This window comes from Marinobacter alkaliphilus, from assembly GCF_055394375.1.
This window is the reverse complement of record NZ_AP043751.1, coordinates 1490236-1507034: the sequence shown is the minus strand read 5'-3', so window position 1 is coordinate 1507034 and position 16799 is coordinate 1490236. Positions and strand designations below refer to the sequence as shown.

General features: G+C 57.9%; 17 protein-coding genes. 10 read left to right on the top strand and 7 right to left on the bottom strand.

Going from position 1 to position 16799, the window contains the following annotated elements:
- Window positions 1-4: 4 nt before the first annotated feature.
- The 4 genes from ACZ5Q2_RS06735 to ACZ5Q2_RS06720 form a co-directional block, all read right to left on the bottom strand.
- On the bottom strand, window positions 5-697 hold the full coding sequence (locus ACZ5Q2_RS06735; protein WP_058092440.1) for a C39 family peptidase: 693 nt from the start codon (window positions 695-697) through the stop codon (window positions 5-7).
- Between the two features lie 15 nt (window positions 698-712).
- Complete coding sequence (locus tag ACZ5Q2_RS06730) at window positions 713-1048, bottom strand: hypothetical protein (RefSeq protein WP_058092439.1); 336 nt, start codon at window positions 1046-1048, stop codon at window positions 713-715.
- A 60-nt stretch (window positions 1049-1108) separates the two neighbouring features.
- A complete protein-coding gene (locus ACZ5Q2_RS06725; protein ID WP_432210317.1) occupies window positions 1109-2026 on the bottom strand; it encodes a hypothetical protein in 918 nt (305 codons plus the stop codon).
- 381 nt (window positions 2027-2407) lie between these two features.
- Entirely contained in the window at window positions 2408-4000 is a 1593-nt protein-coding gene (locus tag ACZ5Q2_RS06720) for an isocitrate lyase (RefSeq protein ID WP_061330737.1), read from the bottom strand.
- Window positions 4001-4309: 309 nt separating this feature from the next.
- Between ACZ5Q2_RS06720 and ACZ5Q2_RS06715 the strand changes: the two genes are divergently transcribed.
- The 4 genes from ACZ5Q2_RS06715 to ACZ5Q2_RS06700 are packed head-to-tail and all read left to right on the top strand — an operon-like array spanning window position 4310 to window position 6946.
- Window positions 4310-5797, top strand: coding sequence for a DUF1538 domain-containing protein (locus tag ACZ5Q2_RS06715; protein WP_058092436.1), 1488 nt, complete (start codon window positions 4310-4312; stop codon window positions 5795-5797).
- Window positions 5794-6144, top strand: a complete 351-nt coding sequence (locus tag ACZ5Q2_RS06710; RefSeq protein WP_058092435.1) for a hypothetical protein — start codon at window positions 5794-5796, stop codon at window positions 6142-6144. Before ACZ5Q2_RS06715 ends, ACZ5Q2_RS06710 begins: the two co-directional genes overlap by 4 nt.
- Before the next feature lie 12 nt (window positions 6145-6156).
- Window positions 6157-6546, top strand: a complete 390-nt coding sequence (locus ACZ5Q2_RS06705; RefSeq protein ID WP_058092434.1) for a CBS domain-containing protein — start codon at window positions 6157-6159, stop codon at window positions 6544-6546.
- A 28-nt stretch (window positions 6547-6574) separates the two neighbouring features.
- The gene (locus tag ACZ5Q2_RS06700) at window positions 6575-6946 is read left to right on the top strand and encodes a P-II family nitrogen regulator (RefSeq protein ID WP_061330738.1); all 372 of its coding nucleotides are present in this window, start codon (window positions 6575-6577) and stop codon (window positions 6944-6946) included.
- Between the two features lie 6 nt (window positions 6947-6952).
- Here the strand turns inward: ACZ5Q2_RS06700 and ACZ5Q2_RS06695 are convergent, their stop codons facing one another.
- Complete coding sequence (locus tag ACZ5Q2_RS06695; RefSeq protein WP_061330739.1) at window positions 6953-8896, bottom strand: CASTOR/POLLUX-related putative ion channel; 1944 nt, start codon at window positions 8894-8896, stop codon at window positions 6953-6955.
- A gap of 75 nt (window positions 8897-8971) precedes the next feature.
- On the opposite strand from ACZ5Q2_RS06695, the gene ACZ5Q2_RS06690 reads away from it, so the two are divergent.
- Window positions 8972-10213 carry a hypothetical protein gene (locus tag ACZ5Q2_RS06690; protein WP_374813775.1) on the top strand — a complete coding sequence of 414 codons (1242 nt, stop codon included), beginning with the start codon at window positions 8972-8974 and terminating at the stop codon, window positions 10211-10213.
- 5 nt (window positions 10214-10218) lie between these two features.
- Here the strand turns inward: ACZ5Q2_RS06690 and dauA are convergent, their stop codons facing one another.
- On the bottom strand, window positions 10219-11964 hold the full coding sequence (gene dauA, locus ACZ5Q2_RS06685) for a C4-dicarboxylic acid transporter DauA (protein ID WP_432210318.1): 1746 nt from the start codon (window positions 11962-11964) through the stop codon (window positions 10219-10221).
- Window positions 11965-12062: 98 nt separating this feature from the next.
- Between dauA and ACZ5Q2_RS06680 the strand changes: the two genes are divergently transcribed.
- Genes ACZ5Q2_RS06680 through ACZ5Q2_RS06670 form a run of 3 tightly spaced genes read left to right on the top strand, consistent with a single transcriptional unit; the run spans window position 12063 to window position 14017 of the window.
- On the top strand, window positions 12063-12251 hold the full coding sequence (locus tag ACZ5Q2_RS06680; RefSeq protein ID WP_061330742.1) for a hypothetical protein: 189 nt from the start codon (window positions 12063-12065) through the stop codon (window positions 12249-12251).
- 9 nt (window positions 12252-12260) lie between these two features.
- Entirely contained in the window at window positions 12261-13280 is a 1020-nt protein-coding gene (locus ACZ5Q2_RS06675; protein WP_082780479.1) for a ChaN family lipoprotein, read from the top strand.
- A gap of 29 nt (window positions 13281-13309) precedes the next feature.
- A complete protein-coding gene (locus ACZ5Q2_RS06670) occupies window positions 13310-14017 on the top strand; it encodes an SIMPL domain-containing protein (RefSeq protein ID WP_432210319.1) in 708 nt (235 codons plus the stop codon).
- Between the two features lie 7 nt (window positions 14018-14024).
- On the opposite strand, the gene ACZ5Q2_RS06665 is transcribed toward ACZ5Q2_RS06670, so the two are convergent.
- Window positions 14025-15092 (bottom strand): beta-N-acetylglucosaminidase domain-containing protein, encoded by a 1068-nt coding sequence (locus ACZ5Q2_RS06665; RefSeq protein WP_432210320.1) that lies wholly within the window; start codon window positions 15090-15092, stop codon window positions 14025-14027.
- Between the two features lie 72 nt (window positions 15093-15164).
- Here ACZ5Q2_RS06665 and ACZ5Q2_RS06660 point away from each other — a divergent pair, with 72 nt between their 5' ends.
- The gene (locus ACZ5Q2_RS06660) at window positions 15165-16328 is read left to right on the top strand and encodes an acyltransferase family protein (RefSeq protein ID WP_432210321.1); all 1164 of its coding nucleotides are present in this window, start codon (window positions 15165-15167) and stop codon (window positions 16326-16328) included.
- 118 nt (window positions 16329-16446) lie between these two features.
- The gene (locus ACZ5Q2_RS06655) at window positions 16447-16665 is read left to right on the top strand and encodes a hypothetical protein (RefSeq protein ID WP_432210322.1); all 219 of its coding nucleotides are present in this window, start codon (window positions 16447-16449) and stop codon (window positions 16663-16665) included.
- Window positions 16666-16799: the final 134 nt, after the last annotated feature.

Sequence of the window (16799 nt, the reverse complement as noted above, 5' to 3'; positions counted from 1 at the left end):
GATCTCACCACTCCTGTGCGCTGGGCCAATAGGGCAAGGTATGGCCAACACCCGGCCCCTTGAGACCTTTGAACAGCGGTGCCCGGGCCAGTCCAGGCCATTGGCCGTCTGCCAGGAAGCTGGACCGCCCCTGGTCCAGATGGCTACGAATCACGAACGCTGAGCCATCCCAGCTTTGCTCGAATTCAGCCCAACTATAGGCCTTCAAACCCCGGGCGGGGTCTGCCACCAACACCTCGCGCTCACTTATGCCCCGGATAACCACAAAATGCCGGTAGCCCCCCAGGGTCACAAGGGCAATCACCGGCACACGTACCTGTTCTCGCAGTCCACTCAGGGGCAGCCGGAATCCGTCGGCCTGATACCCCTCCGCTTCCAGGTAGCGCTTCATATCGAGCATGGAGAAACCTTCCCGACGAACCTTGTCTTCATCGGCGATGGCCAGCATCCCGATGAACACCTCCTGTTCATTGACCGGGTGGTCATAGTGAAACGACAACAAGGTGGCCAGCGCTGCAGAGCCACAGCTGAAATCGTACTGTTGCCGGAAGACATCCTGGTATCGCTGGTCCAGAAAACTGCTGACACTAACCTGCACATCGCCCCCGGGGCCGGGAACCAACACGGTTCCGGCAAAAGCCGAAGGCCACAGCAGGGTCGCCAGAACACCCGTCACCAGCTGTCGTATTCCCGCCATGGCCCGCCTCCGGTTTCAATGGTTGATGAGTATGTTGATCTGGGTACTGTCCTGGATGACGACCTGATTACCACTGTTCTGAATCACCGTGGCAACGCCGTTCATATTGTCGAAGGCGTGGTCGCTGATCCGGTTGTCGCCGGTAATCACCGGGCCGGACAGTACGTTGCCACTGACCAGACCATTCTGCTGGGTTTCATTCAGCTGCCATTGCATGGAGATGCCCTGGCGACCGCTGGCGGAATCCAGCTGTTCGGCACTCAGTGGTTCTACATCGGGCCAGTCACCCGCGTTCGCCGTTATGGCAAACAGGCTGCCCAGTACCAGTAAAAGCGTGACGCACCTTGTCATGACACATCTCCCGACAACACAGGGCTGCCCGGTTCAACACCCGGAGCAGCCCTGATTGCCTCAGTTGGTGCCACCACCCGCGTTGAGGTTGGACATCACACTGACGTTGGCCTGAGTCACGCTGCCCACGCCCGCGTTCTGGGCGAAGGCTCCGACACCAGTGAAGTTAGCGGAGCCACCGGAAATCTCATTGGAGGCCCGGGTATCCACATAGGAGCTTTCACCGTTAGCACTGCCGTAGGTGACGTTGGTCCCCGATACAGAGCCATTGAGCTCGGCATCGTTCATGAACACTTCCAGGGACAGATTCAGCGTGGTGGTGCTGTTATCTGAATTGTCGCTGCTGTCGGTGTTGTAGGAATCAGTGGCGTTGGTGGAGTTATCGGAACTGTCACTGTTGCCACTGTCAGCAATCTTGAACGAATCGCTGATGTTAGTGCTGTTGTCGGAATTGTCAGAGTTATCGGAGTTATCCGAATTGTCTGAATGATCCGAGTTGTCGGTGTTACCGCTGTCGGCGATCTTGAAGGAATCGCTGACATTGGTGCTGTTATCCGAATTGTCGGAGTTGTCGGAGTTGTCCGATGCATCGGTATTGCCGCTATCGGCAATCTTGAAGGCGTCGGCAACATTGGTGCTGTTGTCCGAATTATCCGAGTTGTCGGAATTATTGGAGTTATCCGAATTGTTCGAATTATCGGAGTTGTTTGAATTATCCGACATGTTGTTGCCACTGTCGGCAATCTTGAACGAATCAGACACATCGGTGCTGTTGTCTGAATTGTTCGAGTTATCGGAGTTGTCGGTGGAGTTGTCGTTACCGGAATCCGTGTTTCCGGAATAATTGGTGTTGGCAGAGGAATTGTCATTGGCGTTGTTGTTGGGGTCGCCGTCTCCTCCCTGTTGTGCCATAGCGTAACCGGAGATACCCATGCTCATGGCGATGGCAGCTGCTAGCAGACTTTTCTTGGTATTCATGATGTCATTTCCTTTGAGTTTGTTGGCTTTGAGGAATCCGACCCAACCCGCCAGCAACCGGGTAAGCCAAGGTCCAGACCCGCTCATGTATTGGAGCGATTACCGTGCCAACCTTACCAAGCAGCTGTTATCTATCTGACTTATATAGATCTTCAGGAGTGATACTGCTCGACACCAGAGCGAACACCAGGACGACCTGTTCCATTACTGAAACAGCAGGTTTTAACGACACTTGGACAAACAAAAAAGAAAGGCGGGGAATCAGGCAGATAGCCAAAATCAGACGTGTTAAAAAAACAAAACCCCGCAAAGCAAAAGCCTTGCGGGGTCTCGGGTAGCTGGCAGGCACCGCGTGCCTGCCGGACAACCGGAACCGGTCGATTAACCGAACTGGTTCATGGTGTTGTCTTTACCACCGGCCTTCAGAGCCGCTTCACCAGCGAAGAACTCTTTGTGGTCATCGCCGATGTTGGAACCGGCCATGTCCTGGTGCTTCACAGTCGCGATGCCCTGACGGATTTCCTTGCGCTGAACACCTTCAACGTACGCCAGCATGCCTTCGTCACCGAAGTAGCCCTTGGCCAGGTTGTCGGTAGACAGAGCCGCAGTATGGTACGTCGGCAGGGTGATCAGGTGGTGGAACACACCCGCTTCACGGGACGCATCACGCTGGAAGTTACGGCACCACTCGTCAGCCAGCTGGCCCAGCTCAGTGTTGTCGTACTCGGCGCTCATCAGCTTGGCGCGGTCGTAAGCAGATACATCCTTGCCTTCTTCCTTCATGGCATCGAATACCTGCTGACGGAAGTTCAGGGTCCAGTTGAAGGACGGGCTGTTGTTGTAAACCAGCTTGGCGTCGGGCACTACTTCCTTGATGCGGTTAACCATGGCAGCGATCTGACCAACGTGCGGCTTCTCGGTCTCAATCCACAGCATGTCTGCACCGTTCTGCAGGCTGGTGATACAGTCCAGAACAACACGGTCTTCGCCAGAGCCCGGCTTGAAGCAGAACAGGCCAGAGGCCAGACGCTTCGGCTTCAGCAGCTTGCCGTTGGACTTGATCACAACGTCGCCGTTCTCGATCTGGGAAGCGTCTTCGATGTACTCGCCGTCCAGGAAGCTGTTGTACTGGTCACCCAGGTCACCCGGCTCGTTGGTTACAGCGATCTGCTTGGTCAGACCAGCACCCAGGGAGTCAGTACGGGCAACGATCACGCCGTCGTCCACACCCAGTTCCAGGAACGCCAGACGAACCGCGTTGATCTTGGACAGGAAGTCGGCGTGGGGAACGGTTACTTTACCGTCCTGGTGGCCACACTGCTTCTCGTCAGATACCTGGTTCTCGATCTGGATACAGCAAGCACCGGCTTCGATCATCTGCTTGGCCAGCAGGTAGGTCGCTTCTGCGTTACCGAAACCAGCATCGATGTCGGCAATGATCGGCACAACGTGAGTTTCGTGGTTGTCGATCTGCTTGATCAGCTCGGCAGCCTTGGCGGTGTCGCCGGCGTTTTCAGCTTCTTCCAGGGCACGGAACAGGTGGTTCAGTTCCCATGCGTCAGCCTGGCGCAGGAAGGTGTACAGCTCTTCGATCAGGCCAGAAACCGCAGTCTTCTCGTGCATGGACTGGTCAGGCAGCGGGCCGAACTCGGAACGCAGGGCAGCAACCATCCAGCCAGACAGGTACAGGTAACGACGCTTGGTGGTACCGAAGTGCTTCTTGATGGAGATCAGCTTCTGCTGGCCGATGAAACCGTGCCAGCAACCCAGAGACTGGGTGTACTGGGAAGAATCGGCGTCGTAAGCAGCCATGTCTTCGCGCATGATCTTGGCGGTGTACTTGGCGATGTCCAGACCAGTCTTGAATTTGTTCTGGGCGCGCATGCGGGCAGCGTGCTTCGGGTTGATAGCATTCCAGGTCGGGTTCTGCTTCAGGATGGAAGCAATCTGGTCGACGTCTTGTGCGTAGGGCATGGTCTCTATCCTTTCTACGTTAGTGTTCAAAAGGGTCGGAAACGCTGCTGCCAGCAGCCTCCGGAGCCAACCGCCTGCTCATACAACCCGGCAGGGGATGACGTTGGGCGTAACTTTAGTGCTTTCCGATTTATAATTGAAATTTATATGGTGTATTTTCGGCATTTTTCTGGTGAATACCAAAAATGGATAAGCCGGTAGACCAGAGCCGTTCTTGAGCCCGGTCATTTTGGCCACGCTATAACATGCTATGATTCAGCCACTTGATTAATATCACGCCCCGGCGACGACGGGTAACAGAGGTATCCGGTGTTCTACATCCGCGCTTTCGGCCACTCGCTGCTGCACGCACTGAAGAATCTGTTTCCGATTATTGCGGTGGTTGTGTTCTTCCAGTTGGTCGTACTTCAGCAGATGCCGGACAATACACTCAGCATGGCCATTGGCCTGCTGATTGTTGCTGCCGGTGTCGCCCTGTTCCTTCAGGGCCTTGAGCTGTCTATTTTCCCGGTGGGCAAAAGCCTGTCCAACCAGTTTGCCAAGCGGGGGTCGGTACCTATCCTGCTCTCGTTTGGTTTCGCCATGGGTTTCTCCGCCGTGGTGGCAGAGCCCGCCCTGATTGCCGTAGCCCAACAGGCCCAGGAGATCAGCGAAGGCAAGATTGACGCTCTCACCCTCCGGCTTCTGGTCGCCACGTCGGTTGGCGTGGTGATCGCCCTCGGCGTGTTCCGGACCATCTTCGGCTACCCGCTGCACTGGTTCATGATCATCGGTTACATCACCGTGGTCATCGTCACCTGGTTCGCTCCGGAAGAAATTGTCGGGCTGGCCTACGACTCCGGTGGAGTCACCACCAACATTGTTACCGTGCCGCTTATTGCTGCCCTGGGCATCGGCCTGGCCGCTTCCATTCGGGGCCGCAATCCGCTCACCGATGGCTTTGGCCTGGTGGCCCTGGCGGTCATGGTGCCCATGATTACTGTGCAACTCTACGGCATCGTGGTTTACAGCGGCGGCGTATCCGACGAAGCGGGCCCCATGCTCCTGCAGGACGAAGGCGAAGCCATCTCCGGCGCCCTGAAAATGCTGTTGGAGCTGGCGGAGATGTTCCGGGACGTGCTGCCCATCATCCTAACCATTCTGTTCTTCCAGTACATCGTCCTGCGCCGGGGCTTGTCCAATCCGCCGAAGATCCTGTTCGGATTTTTGTTGGTTATTCTGGGCCTGTATGCCTTTGTCGTCGGCCTCAAGATGGGCCTGTTCCCGATTGGCACCAGCATGGCGGAGCAGCTGATTGAGCTCGAGAGGTTCGGCTTCATCTATCTGTTCGCCTTTATGATCGGATTTGCCACCACCATGGCCGAGCCGGCCCTGCTCGCTGTGGGCAAGCAGGCCGAAGAGGCCGCCTCCGGGCGGATCAACGGTAATGCCATTCGCATTCTGGTTGCCCTGGGCGTGGCCGTTGGCATCAGCATCGGGGTGCACCGGATCATTGTTGGCGGCTCCATGCATTACTACATTATGGGTGGCTACACGGTAGTCATCATCCTGACCGCCCTGGCCCCGAAATATATCGTGGCCCTGGCCTACGATCTGGGCGGGGTGACCACCTCCGAGGTGACCGTGCCCCTGGTGACCGCCCTCGGCATTGGCCTGGCCACCAATATCGAGGGCCGAAGTGTGTTGATTGATGGCTTCGGCCTGATTGCTTTCGCTTCTATCTTTCCTATTGTTACGGTGATGCTCTACGCCATTGTCATGCAATGGCTGACAGACCGCAGAGAGGTGCGACCATGAAATTTTCCGTTCTCGTAGCCATTGTTCCGGAAGACCAGGAACAGGAATGCATAGATGCCGCCCGCGATCTGGGCGCCGGCGGCATTACCGTGCTTTCCGGCCGGGGCATCAGCAACACGGCCAAGAAGACCTTCTTTGGCCTGACCTACGACGGCAGCCAGAGTGTGCTGGTGATGGTTCTGGAAAAGGGCCTGTCCTTGCAGATACTCAAATCCATTCAAAAACTTTTGATGCCGGCGGAAAACGATTCCCAGGGACTGGTATTCACCCTGCCGCTGGAACACCTGGGCGGCATTGATATGTCCCAGTTCCAGAAGTTTGAACAGCATCTGAAAGAAAATATCTAAGGAGCACCGGAGATGAAACTGGTCAAAGAGGTCATGGTTACCGACGTGGTTTGTGTTTCCCCCTTCGCCAAGCTGCGGGAAGCCCTGAGCCTGATGAAGAAGCATAACGTGAAATCCCTGGTGGTCGAGAAACAGCACCCAAATGATGCCTACGGCCTGATTACCTACACCAATGTGCTCAAGACCGTTGTTGCCGAAGAAGGTGACATTGACCTGCTGAACGTTTACGACGCCTGCGCCAAGCCGGCAATCTCGGTAGGGAAAAGTCTCGCTGTTCGCCAGGTCGCCAGCCTGATGACCGAACACCGGGTAAAACGCATCCTGGTACTGGAGGACAATGATCTGCTGGGCTTTGTCACCATGGACGACATTATGGCGGTGTTGCTTGAACAGGTTGAATAGCTTCTGAAACAAGTCACTGGAGAGCACCATGGAATTCAAGTTGCTGATGGTTTTTGTCGATGAGGACAAAACCGATAAGGTACTGGACGCCTCCCGGGAAGCAGGAGCAACCGGAGCTACCATTATTACCAATGCCCGAGGCCAGGGCCTGAAGAAAACCCTGGGTATTTTCGGACTGGAAATACTGGACCCGAGAGATGTACTGCTGATTCTCGTAGAAAGCCGCCGGGTTGACCCTGTGCTGGCGGCTGTCCGCAATGCCGGCAAACTGGATGAAAGCCTTAGTACCGGCATCGCGCTGGTCATCGATATTGAGCAGGCGGTGGGTTTGAGCGATCACGTCAAGTCACTGGCCCAAAAAGTCCCCCCCGGTCCGGACCACAAAGTCGGTGCCACCTGAACCCGTTCAGCTGGTTCCCAACACCACGATCCGGTCTTGTGGCTGCAGCTCCAGGAACTGTTTTCGTGGCGGATTCAGCTGAAGGTGCCGCCCCAATTCATTAGCCTTTGCACGATAAACGCCCAGGGCAACATCACCGCTGGCGGCGACAATTTTTTCAAGCAGCTGAAAATCCGCGCTCGCCGGCAACGGGTAATCGTGGGGATCGCGAAACTGAATCTCGGCACCACCCACAGTAAACAACTCATCCAACACTACCCGGAGTTCGCGACGCAGGGCTACCTGAGCCAGAACGTGGCTCAGGATCATCGGGCTGATCAGCATCTCACTCTGGTGGCCATAGAGCAGCTGGCGGTTGTTGGGATCACTCAACTCCATGATTACCTGCGGGCGCCGGGGCGCCTCGGCCAGAATCTCTTCCAGCTGCAGGTAACCAACCATGGCCCTGGCATCGGCCTCTTCCCCGGAACCAAGGCGGTCACTGCTCAGCAGAATGACCGTATCGTAGCTGGCGGGGTTCAGTTTTCGCAGATCGTCTTCCACCATGTAGTCAGCTTCCAGCAACTGACCGTCGATGGCTTCAAGATCAACGCCGTAACGGTCAATTTCTCGCTGGCGTTCTTTTAATGGGGTGGCAGACACCATGTTCAACATGAATTTGCGCCCTTTGTAACTGCTGAACTCCGCCGCCAGGCTGGGTACCCGGCGGTTCCAGCCCAAAACCAGTACCCGGTGAGCCCCCGAACCGCCAGTTGTGTGGGGCCGTGCAGCGGTCCTTTCAACAACAGGCAGCGGTTCCGCTTTCGGGTCTGCCCCCGTATGCTCGTAATCTCTGGCCAACAGCACCACGCGGTCTTCGCGGCGAATAATCGTGTCTGCGGGTGCCAGCAGGTTGACGTTCCAGCCGCTACCGGCGGGCTGCAACAATCCAAGAACAATGGCACTCGGGCGTTGGGTCGCCAGTTCGCCCAGGCTCAAGCCTTCGGCGGTTTCACCGCCCCGGACAAAAATTTCACTGCCTTCTCCCGCGGTTAGCAGTTCGTTATAGACCTCAGAAAGATGGGGATGCAGTACGTTCTGCACCATCAACCTGCTGATGGTGACATCGCCGGCCACCACCTCTACCGCCCCCGGATAGGCACGTTCAATCACCGACAGTTTGCGCATGTCCTGTATCTCAGCCACGACAAACGGAAGGGGGGCGTTCAGATGGCGAGCCTGGGCAGCGATGGACAACAGCGCCTTGACGGTTTCCACATCTGACGTCACCAAGCTTCCGGCATCGTGAACCTGGCTTGGCACAATCACCGCAGCGGCATCCAGACACGCTACCCGGTGCAAGGCGTCCGGCTGGATGGCCGAGCCACTGCGAAGAATCACCTCCCGGGCCCGGCGCCCAACACCGGGCTCATTCCCCAGCTCGTGAGCCTGCTCTGCACTGGCTTCTTCGGCCAGAACTACCAACCGTAACTTCTGTGTGTCGTGCTTCTCCAGAAAACGCTGCATCCGACCGGTAGAGCTGAACAGCTCAGCCACCAGTGGCGGCGTTTGAGCTGTCCAGCCAAGCACTACAAAGTGGTTCTTCAGGGTGACTGGTGTCAGGCCCCGCTCCAGCTCTTCCATCTTCGCAATCAACCAGCGGGTCAGGATGGCCACCAGGGTACCCATAAACACCACGTAACCGAGCACGGTCAGCAATGTGGAGACCACCCGTTGCCAGGTACCCACATCGTCGCCCAGATAACCCGGGTCGGTCAGCCTCAGAAACGCCCACCAGACAGCCGAGCCCGGGTCGTCGAACTCTCCCCCCTGGGGCACCACAAGCATCCCGCCGATCAGCGAAATAAGCCCAATAAAGAAGCCGACAACCAGTAACTGGAATCCAGCCCCTTTGACAAGTTGGCGCTCGACAATGAACTTCAGACGGTCAACAACCCGGAATGGCAACATGGGGGTCCTTTTTTGCGAATCATCAGTGTTGGACATAGGATAGAACAAAGCCTGTCAGGAAGGTGACCTCAATCCATGACAACAACTTCAACCCGAAGCCCTGCCTCCCGTCGGATGATCCTGGCACTGGCAATCACCCTCTCCGGCACCGCAAGCGCCAGCACTGCTCATATCCCGCAACCCTGGAGGTCCGATGCAGTGGTACTGGGCCGGGATGAAGCCTATGACACCGAGCGCTTCCTTCACGAGCTGACGTTTGATCACCGTCAGGCGTTACCGACCGCCATGGACAACGGCATCCGCGGTACCGGCGGCAGTGTCAGCAGCCGCCGGCTGTATTTCGACTTCCGCTACCGCCAGGATTTCGGGTTTCGCGATGATCAGAACGGCTTTCTGCTCGATATCCAGCGGGCGGAGGATCTGGACGGTCCCTATCAGCGGCAGTTGGTAGGCTTCCGCCAGAACATTGGCGAGCGCACAGAAGTGTGGCTGCAAGGCGATGTGTTCTCCGACAAAGCGGAATCGGACATTTATCTTAGCGCGCGCCATCACCTCGACAGCCAGAGCTGGCTGCACGCCTCTGTGATACTACCGGATTACTACTTCAACGAAAAAACCGATACCGCCGACCGTTTCAGCAAAAAGCCGCAGTCCTATTTTCTGCAGTGGCATCACCAAGGATCCACTGCCGTGGAGGGTACGACGGTATCGCTCAACCTGTCCCCGGATTCCCGGTTCATCAGCCAGCGCCAGGAGCTGGCTGTCAGCAACGAAACCCAGCGCGGAGCCATCAGCCACCGCCAGCAAACCGGAGACTGGCTGATCGGGTTACACCTGGAAGGTGAGCGCACACGGCGGGATTACACGCTGCAGCGGAGCGATGAAAACAGGGCCACCGGATTCGAGCGGGATCACCTGAAGGCCCGGGGCTCCGCCACCCTGGTGCCGCACCGCCTCTCCCCCACGGTTGGAGTGGCCTGGCTGCAACTGGATGAAACCGGATATTTCGGACGAGAGCTGAACGATGAGGGACGTATTCGGCGCCGGGAACCCACGGTCTTCGCCGAGATCACCCTGAGCGCCAGCCAGAACACCAGCATCAGCCCGGGCATTTACCTGAGTGCGCCCGAGATCCGGCAAACGTTTGAACAGGAGGAAGAACAACGCCGGCACACCGGCTTTACCGGCAAGCTGGCCGTGCCTATTGAAACCCGACTGAGCGCCAGCAACCAGGCAGTGTTAACCCTGAACCCCACCTTCTACCTGCACAAATTCGGGTTTGGCGGCGGCAACCTGCAACTGCACTGGCCGCTGTAGGCGGATTAAACCATCTGCGGGGCACTGCGGCGGGCATTGAGGGTTTCAAGAGCCGAGGCCAGCGATGGATAAAAACTGCTGACGCCGGGTTCCGGCTTCAGCCCAGCCCGGGCCAGGGCCCGAAGAGGCTGAAACTGAAGGTCAGCGATCATCATTTCGGTGCCGTTTTTCCGGCACTGGTCAATCAGTTTGCTCAACGCAGCCAGGCCGCCGGCATCCAGCACGGTTACGCCATCCATATACAACACAAAGCCCCGGGTTTCCCGGGACAGATCCGCCAGCTCACCAAATACCCGGTCAGCGGCGGCAAAGAACAGCGGGCCGTTGATCTTGAACACCCGCCAGCCTCTCGGCAGCCCGGCCTGCACTACCCGCTTGTTTTCGCTGATGTCTGTCACCTTGGTCATCTGAGCCATTTCACGCATGAACAGCACCGCCGCCAGTAACACGCCGGTGGTAATGGCAATGACCATATCCAGCGCCACAGTCAGGCCAAAGCAGGTCAAAAATACCAGCACATCACTGCGTGGCGCGGTTTTGAGAAGGTGCACGGCCTTGGGGGCTTCACTCATGTTCCAGGCTACCATGATCAACAGGGCCGCCATGGCAGGCATGGGCAGGTAAGCCAGAACACCCGCCAGTGACACCAGTGCCAGCAACACCACCAGGGCATGCACCATGGCGGCCACCGGTGACTGGGCCCCGGCCCGATAGTTGGCAGCTGAGCGGGCAATGGCGGCGGTGGCGGTAATACCACCGAAAAACGGCACCACGATGTTGCCAATGCCCTGCCCCATCAGCTCACTGTTGGCGCTGTGGCGCTTACCGGTCATGCCGTCCAGCACCACCGCACAGAGCAGGGATTCAATGGCCCCGAGCATGGCAATGGCAAAGGCCGCCGGCAGCAGCTCGCGGACCATATTCCAGGACAGGCCCACCGGCTCACCCTGGGCATTCAGTTGCTGCCAGGGCCAGGCAAATTCGGGAAGAAACGGCGGAATGCCGGCACCGGTACTGCCATCGGGCAACAGGTAACTGAACCGGGAACCGATGGTTTCTATCGCAGCCCCATTGGCATTGAACCAGATCGCCAGCAGGCTGCCGATAATCACCGCAGGCAAATGCGGCGGCACCGGCGTTTTCAGCCTGGGCCAGAGCAACATAACCGCCAGGGTAATGGCGGCTATCAGTGTACTCATGGAATCCAGGGCCGGTAACTGCTGAGCCAGCACCGCCAGCTCGTCCCAGTATTGCTCCGGCATGGTCTCGACCGACAGGCCGAAAAAGTCTTTCACCTGCAGGGTGGCGATCACCACCGCAATACCGCCGGTGAATCCCAGGGTGACGGATTCCGGGATATACTCGATAAAGCGGCCCAGGCGCATCACCGCCATAATCACCAGCAACACCCCGGACATCAGGGTGGCCAGCAGCAGACCACCCAGGCCGTAGCTCTGGGCAATGGGGTACAGAATCACCACGAACGCCGCCGTGGGCCCGGAGATGCTGTAACGGCTGCCGCCAAACAGGGCAATCACAAAACCGGCAATAAAGGCGGTATACAGACCATACTGGGGGGCAACGCCACTGGCGATGGCCAGCGCCATGGCCAGGGGGATGGCAATAATGCCGACGGTAACACCGGCCATCAGGTCTTTCAGAAAGCGGCCACCGGTATAACGCTCATCCACACAGGCTTCACGGAAGGCGTGAGCGCCCCTTAGAGAGAACAGATGAGCGCGGTGCGACATAAACCTTTTCCCGGTTGCGACGATGACCCAGTCATTATATGCTCACGAAAATTACACTCAATGTTAACCTGATTAACATGCCGTGAGCACTGCTACTTATGACTAAGGAAAACCGAACAGCCCGATTGACGCTACTGATCGATCCGGAGAAGAAAGCGGTCTTTGAGGAACTGTGCAAGGCAGAGGATGTTACTCCTTCACAGAAAGTCCGCCAGTTTATCCGCGAATACGTCGAGCAGAGACTGGGCGAAGACTGGCGCAAAGGGCGCACCGACAAACCTGAGTGAGCATTGCCGATGACCACACCCAAGTGCTTTCGCTCCCCTGTGCTGGCCCTCTGCCTGGCGCTAACGACCGGTTGTGCCCAGCTACCCAAACCGTCCGGCACAGAGCCCGCGCAACCACAAACCCTGTATGACAGCGTACTGTTCGACAGCCATTCAAGCCAGCCAGTCACTATCGACAGTCTGGCCCGCGCACTGGCCAGCACCGATGTGGTGGTGATTGGCGAATATCATGGCCACCAGGCTTCGCACCTTCTGCAGGCCCGGTTACAGCAACGGCTCTACCAACAGCGTCCGCGCCAGGTGCTGACCCTGGAGCAGTTCAATCTGGATGATCAGCCGGCGCTAGACAGTTATCTGGCGGGCATGACCGGCGAAACCGAGATGATCGAAGACGCCAACGCCTGGGACAACTACCGGGGCTCTTACCGGCCGCTGGTGGAATTCTCCCGGCGCCATGATCTTCCCGTTGTTGCCGCCAACGCCCCTGCCGATGTGGTTCGTTGCGTGGGCCGCACTGGCACGGACTACCTCGAGCGCCTGCCCGCCGACCAACGGCAAACACTGCCTGAGCAGCCGTTCCGGGACACCCCCGCCTACCGGGAAAAGTTTGTCGAGGCCATCAGCGGCAGCCACGGCCAGGGCGATCCCTCCATGGCCGAGCGCATGGATAACACCTACAACGCCCAACTGCTACGCGACAACACCATGGCCATGCGCATCCTGCAGGCTCATAAACAGCATCCGGACCACCAGGTAGTGCACCTGACAGGCACCTTCCACAGTGAGCAGGGGCTCGGCACCGTGGCCTTGCTTAAACAACAGGCGCCGGAGCTTTCCGTGGTGGTGATCAGTCCAGTGTTCTGGCCAAACGAGGAACGACAAGCACCGTTGGCCGGCAACCTCGACAAGGGCGATTACCTGTATCTGATCCAACCCCTGCCACCGGAATTCCGGGACACGGATCGGCGGCAGAACGCCATGCGGGAACGTTTTAGCAGTGGACCAGAGGTCCAGTGCATCACAGAATAGGCACGTTGATTCACACAAGGGACTGAACCATGAAAGTTGTTGTTGCCATTATCCTGGGCATAAGCCTTGTTCTCTCTGCCTCGTTATTGAAAGAAGGGCTCACCGGCCTGAAAACGTCGGATCGCTATGTCACCGTCAAAGGCGTTGCCGAACGGGAGGTGCAGGCCGACCTGGCACTCTGGCCAATCCGCTTTGTGGCCACGGGCAACACCCTGGAACAAGCGCAGGAAAAAGCGCGCAGTAGCCGCGAAGCCATCTATGCGTTTCTGGAGTTACAGGCGATCGACAAGAGTGCGGTGGAACTGCAGCGGCTGGATGTCACCGACACCCGTGCCAACCCTTATCAGGGCGAGGGCGAACAGAAGTTCATCATCAACCAGACCTTGATGGTGCGCAGCACCCAGATAGACCGCATTCGCCAGGCGGCCCAGAACGTCAGTGAACTGGTGGATTCCGGCGTACTGCTGACCACCGATTACGGCCCCGGCGGCCCCACTTACCTGTTCAGTGGCCTGAACGACATCAAGCCAGCGATGATTGCCGAAGCCACCGCCGCCGCTCGGGAAGCTGCCCAGCAGTTCGCCCGGGATGCTAACGCCAGTGTTGGCGGTTTGCGCCGGGCCAATCAGGGGGTGTTCCAGATCCTGGCCCGGGACCAGGCACCGGGGATTTCTGAGCAACAGCAGCCGGTGAAAACGGTACGCGTTGTATCGACCGTCGACTATTACCTCGAGTAACGTCCGCCTACTGGGTTTGAACCATCTCGTCCGTCACCTGATAATCACCGGCCAGCCAGCGCAGAATCTCGTTGGCGGCCGGGTGATCAAAGGCATCGTAGGTGTGGATCAGTGCCTGCTTCTTTTCATCACTGATCCGCTCCAGCCCGGCATCCTGCAGCACCAGCAGATCGGTTTGTAGCTGATTGGCAAGGTCTACCCCCAACAGTTCCCGGGCGGCATGATGAAACGCCTGGCCATACTGATAGTTCGGCCCCTGTCGGTACGATTCCGCGAGGGTGAGCGCCGGGATCGCCGTCAACGCCGGCTGTAATGCCGGATTGATGGCGTGGCCCGCCAGATGTGCGGCATTGTTCGCAGGGCGGCCGGTAAAGGCCCGCAGGTGCAGATGCCGGGACATCCGGTCACCATCATTCACCGGGTAGTTATCCCACAGCACCGGTTTGCGGCCCAGGCGGTCCCCTACCCGCTTCAGGTGCCCCGGTGAGATTTCCCGGGAACAGACTTCCTCCCCGGTCCAGAACACCCTGACCTCTTTCGGCAACTCGGCGCCCAAGGTTTCCAGATAGTCCGCCGGGCGTTCTCCGAACACCCGGTCCAGCACCGGGTCGTCGGAATAGTAGGTAGGGCACACGCTGATGGTGGTGGCCTTGGAGTTATCCCGAATCCAGCGGACAATCTCCGCCTGGGTGCGGGCCAGCTCCGGCACTTCAGAGCGCATGTCATCAAACAGGATGGCCAGCTCCTGAATCCCCAGCCGGTCTAGCATCCGGAGCTTGGCTGCCAGCGCTTCCCGGGCGGCGTCATCAAACCGGTTGAAAATCTCGAACGGGCTCAGGCCTACCCCGAAACGCACCCCTTCGCGCCGGCACAGACGGGCAAAGGATTCCAGCTCGGCCGCCTGGTCTGCCGGATGGGGCTCCTGCCAGCGACGGCGCAGATAGGGGTCCGCTTTCGGGGCATACAGGTAGAAGCTGTAACCATGGGCCGCCAGCGAGGTCATCAGGCGCCCCCGCTCTGCCCAACTCCACATTGGGCCATAGAAACCTTCGATAACACCCAGCTCAACTGTCATGACCTGCTCGCTCCCTGATTACCACATTCACTCATCGTATCCTCAAGTGTACTCCGGATCGGGCGAATCACCATGAACGAAACGTCAGTGGCCGGAAAGGCAATCGTATACTCCGGCGATAGGCGCCCGGGCACCGGAGGGCTAAACTATCGGCTCACTTTAAAGGGAACCCGGCACACCATGCACGATGCCCGAAATCGCCTGACAGCTCTGGACGCCCTGCGCGGCCTCGCGGCTCTGGCTGTCGTTCTGTTCCATTATCTGCCGTACTACCATCAGTTATATGGCCATTCCTTCAGCAGCCCCGGGATACTGGATTTCGGCCGGTACGGTGTACATCTGTTTTTCATGCTCAGCGGTTTCGTGATTTTCATGACCCTTGAGCGCACGCGTACTTCCGGCCAGTTTGCACTGGCACGCGCGTTCCGACTGCTCCCCGCTTTATGGGCAGGGATCGCCCTCACCTATCTGGCGGTTCACTGGCTTGGGCCGACAGACAGAACCGTCAGTTTCGAGGCCGCCCTGATGAACCTGACGCTGATGCACGAATACCTCGGTTACCCCCATGTTGACGGAGCTTATTGGAGCCTGGTGATTGAAGCCACCTACTACGTATGGATTGCCTTGCTGTTCTATGGGCTGGGTGACTGGCGCAGGGTTCGGCCCGCACTCTGGCTCTGGGTGGCCATCAGTTATGCCGGCGTCATTTGGTGGAAAGCCATCCCGGACGCCCTGGATTTTCTACTCAAAGACCTGTTATTTGTTCGCTACGCGCCACTGTTTATCAGCGGCATGTTGATTTACCGGGCCTATCGTGACCGTCGCTTGCCGGCCATCGATATCGCCCTGCTGGCCCTCAGCATCGGCCATTGCCTGGTCGCCTACAAAGCGCCGTTCAATATCTTCGTGCTGGCCTGCTACGGCATCTTCGCGCTGGCGGTCGCCGGCTACCTGAACGTGCTGTCACGCCCCAGCTTGCTCTGGCTGGGAAGCATTTCCTACACGCTGTACCTGGTTCATCAGAACATTGGCTATGGGCTGATCGACCTGACCTATCAGGCTGGCCTTCCGGGACAACTGGGAGTGATATTGGCGCTGGCGGCGGCGATTGCCCTGGCCGCTGTTCTGCACTACGGCATCGAGAAACCAGCCCTGGCTTATTTCCGGCAATGGCGCGCCAACCGCGCGACACCGGCCACCCTGCCGGTCAGCGCGACGGAGCGCCCTCAAGAATGATTTCGACGCGACGATCAGCCTGGCTCGATCAGCAAGCTGAAGGCAAGGAAGTTGGAAAATATCGACTAGACTGAAAGGAACATCGAGAACCACTTCATTTTGAAGGGAGTTTACCGGTATGGAAATCAAAACCTTTGCCGACCTGATCGACTGGACCCGGCAGCTGCACGCCCACCTTGCCCGCTGCCTTCACCAATCCGCCGCCCTGAACAAGGACGAACGGGCCAGCGCCCTGCTGGATTACATCAGCCGCCATGAAGACCTGCTGGCAAAAGCCGTGGAGCAACACGAAGCCATGCGCATGGCCAGCCAGATCGGTCGAATGGAAGACCTTTGAGGTTAGACCTATGTCGTAGATAGCCACATTTTTACTGCGACAGGACCGCTGTAGTTGCTAACCTGAACTAGACTTGCAGAACACATTGCGCTTTTTAATAAAAGCCCGTTCTGATCATTAGAAACAATTACAAC

Bases quoted from the DNA above. Each gene is read 5' to 3' on its own strand.
- ACZ5Q2_RS06735 (WP_058092440.1), bottom strand. From the start codon at position 697: ATGGCGGGAATACGACAGCTGGTGACGGGTGTTCTGGCGACCCTGCTG.
- ACZ5Q2_RS06665 (WP_432210320.1), bottom strand. From the start codon at position 15,092: ATGACAGTTGAGCTGGGTGTTATCGAAGGTTTCTATGGCCCAATGTGG.
- ACZ5Q2_RS06710 (WP_058092435.1), top strand. From the start codon at position 5,794: ATGAAATTTTCCGTTCTCGTAGCCATTGTTCCGGAAGACCAGGAACAG.
- ACZ5Q2_RS06675 (WP_082780479.1), top strand. From the start codon at position 12,261: ATGACCACACCCAAGTGCTTTCGCTCCCCTGTGCTGGCCCTCTGCCTG.
- ACZ5Q2_RS06705 (WP_058092434.1), top strand. From the start codon at position 6,157: ATGAAACTGGTCAAAGAGGTCATGGTTACCGACGTGGTTTGTGTTTCC.
- dauA (WP_432210318.1), bottom strand. From the start codon at position 11,964: ATGTCGCACCGCGCTCATCTGTTCTCTCTAAGGGGCGCTCACGCCTTC.
- ACZ5Q2_RS06660 (WP_432210321.1), top strand. From the start codon at position 15,165: ATGAACGAAACGTCAGTGGCCGGAAAGGCAATCGTATACTCCGGCGAT.
- ACZ5Q2_RS06690 (WP_374813775.1), top strand. From the start codon at position 8,972: ATGACAACAACTTCAACCCGAAGCCCTGCCTCCCGTCGGATGATCCTG.
- ACZ5Q2_RS06670 (WP_432210319.1), top strand. From the start codon at position 13,310: ATGAAAGTTGTTGTTGCCATTATCCTGGGCATAAGCCTTGTTCTCTCT.
- ACZ5Q2_RS06680 (WP_061330742.1), top strand. From the start codon at position 12,063: ATGACTAAGGAAAACCGAACAGCCCGATTGACGCTACTGATCGATCCG.
- ACZ5Q2_RS06695 (WP_061330739.1), bottom strand. From the start codon at position 8,896: ATGTTGCCATTCCGGGTTGTTGACCGTCTGAAGTTCATTGTCGAGCGC.
- ACZ5Q2_RS06720 (WP_061330737.1), bottom strand. From the start codon at position 4,000: ATGCCCTACGCACAAGACGTCGACCAGATTGCTTCCATCCTGAAGCAG.
- ACZ5Q2_RS06730 (WP_058092439.1), bottom strand. From the start codon at position 1,048: ATGACAAGGTGCGTCACGCTTTTACTGGTACTGGGCAGCCTGTTTGCC.
- ACZ5Q2_RS06700 (WP_061330738.1), top strand. From the start codon at position 6,575: ATGGAATTCAAGTTGCTGATGGTTTTTGTCGATGAGGACAAAACCGAT.
- ACZ5Q2_RS06655 (WP_432210322.1), top strand. From the start codon at position 16,447: ATGGAAATCAAAACCTTTGCCGACCTGATCGACTGGACCCGGCAGCTG.
- ACZ5Q2_RS06725 (WP_432210317.1), bottom strand. From the start codon at position 2,026: ATGAATACCAAGAAAAGTCTGCTAGCAGCTGCCATCGCCATGAGCATG.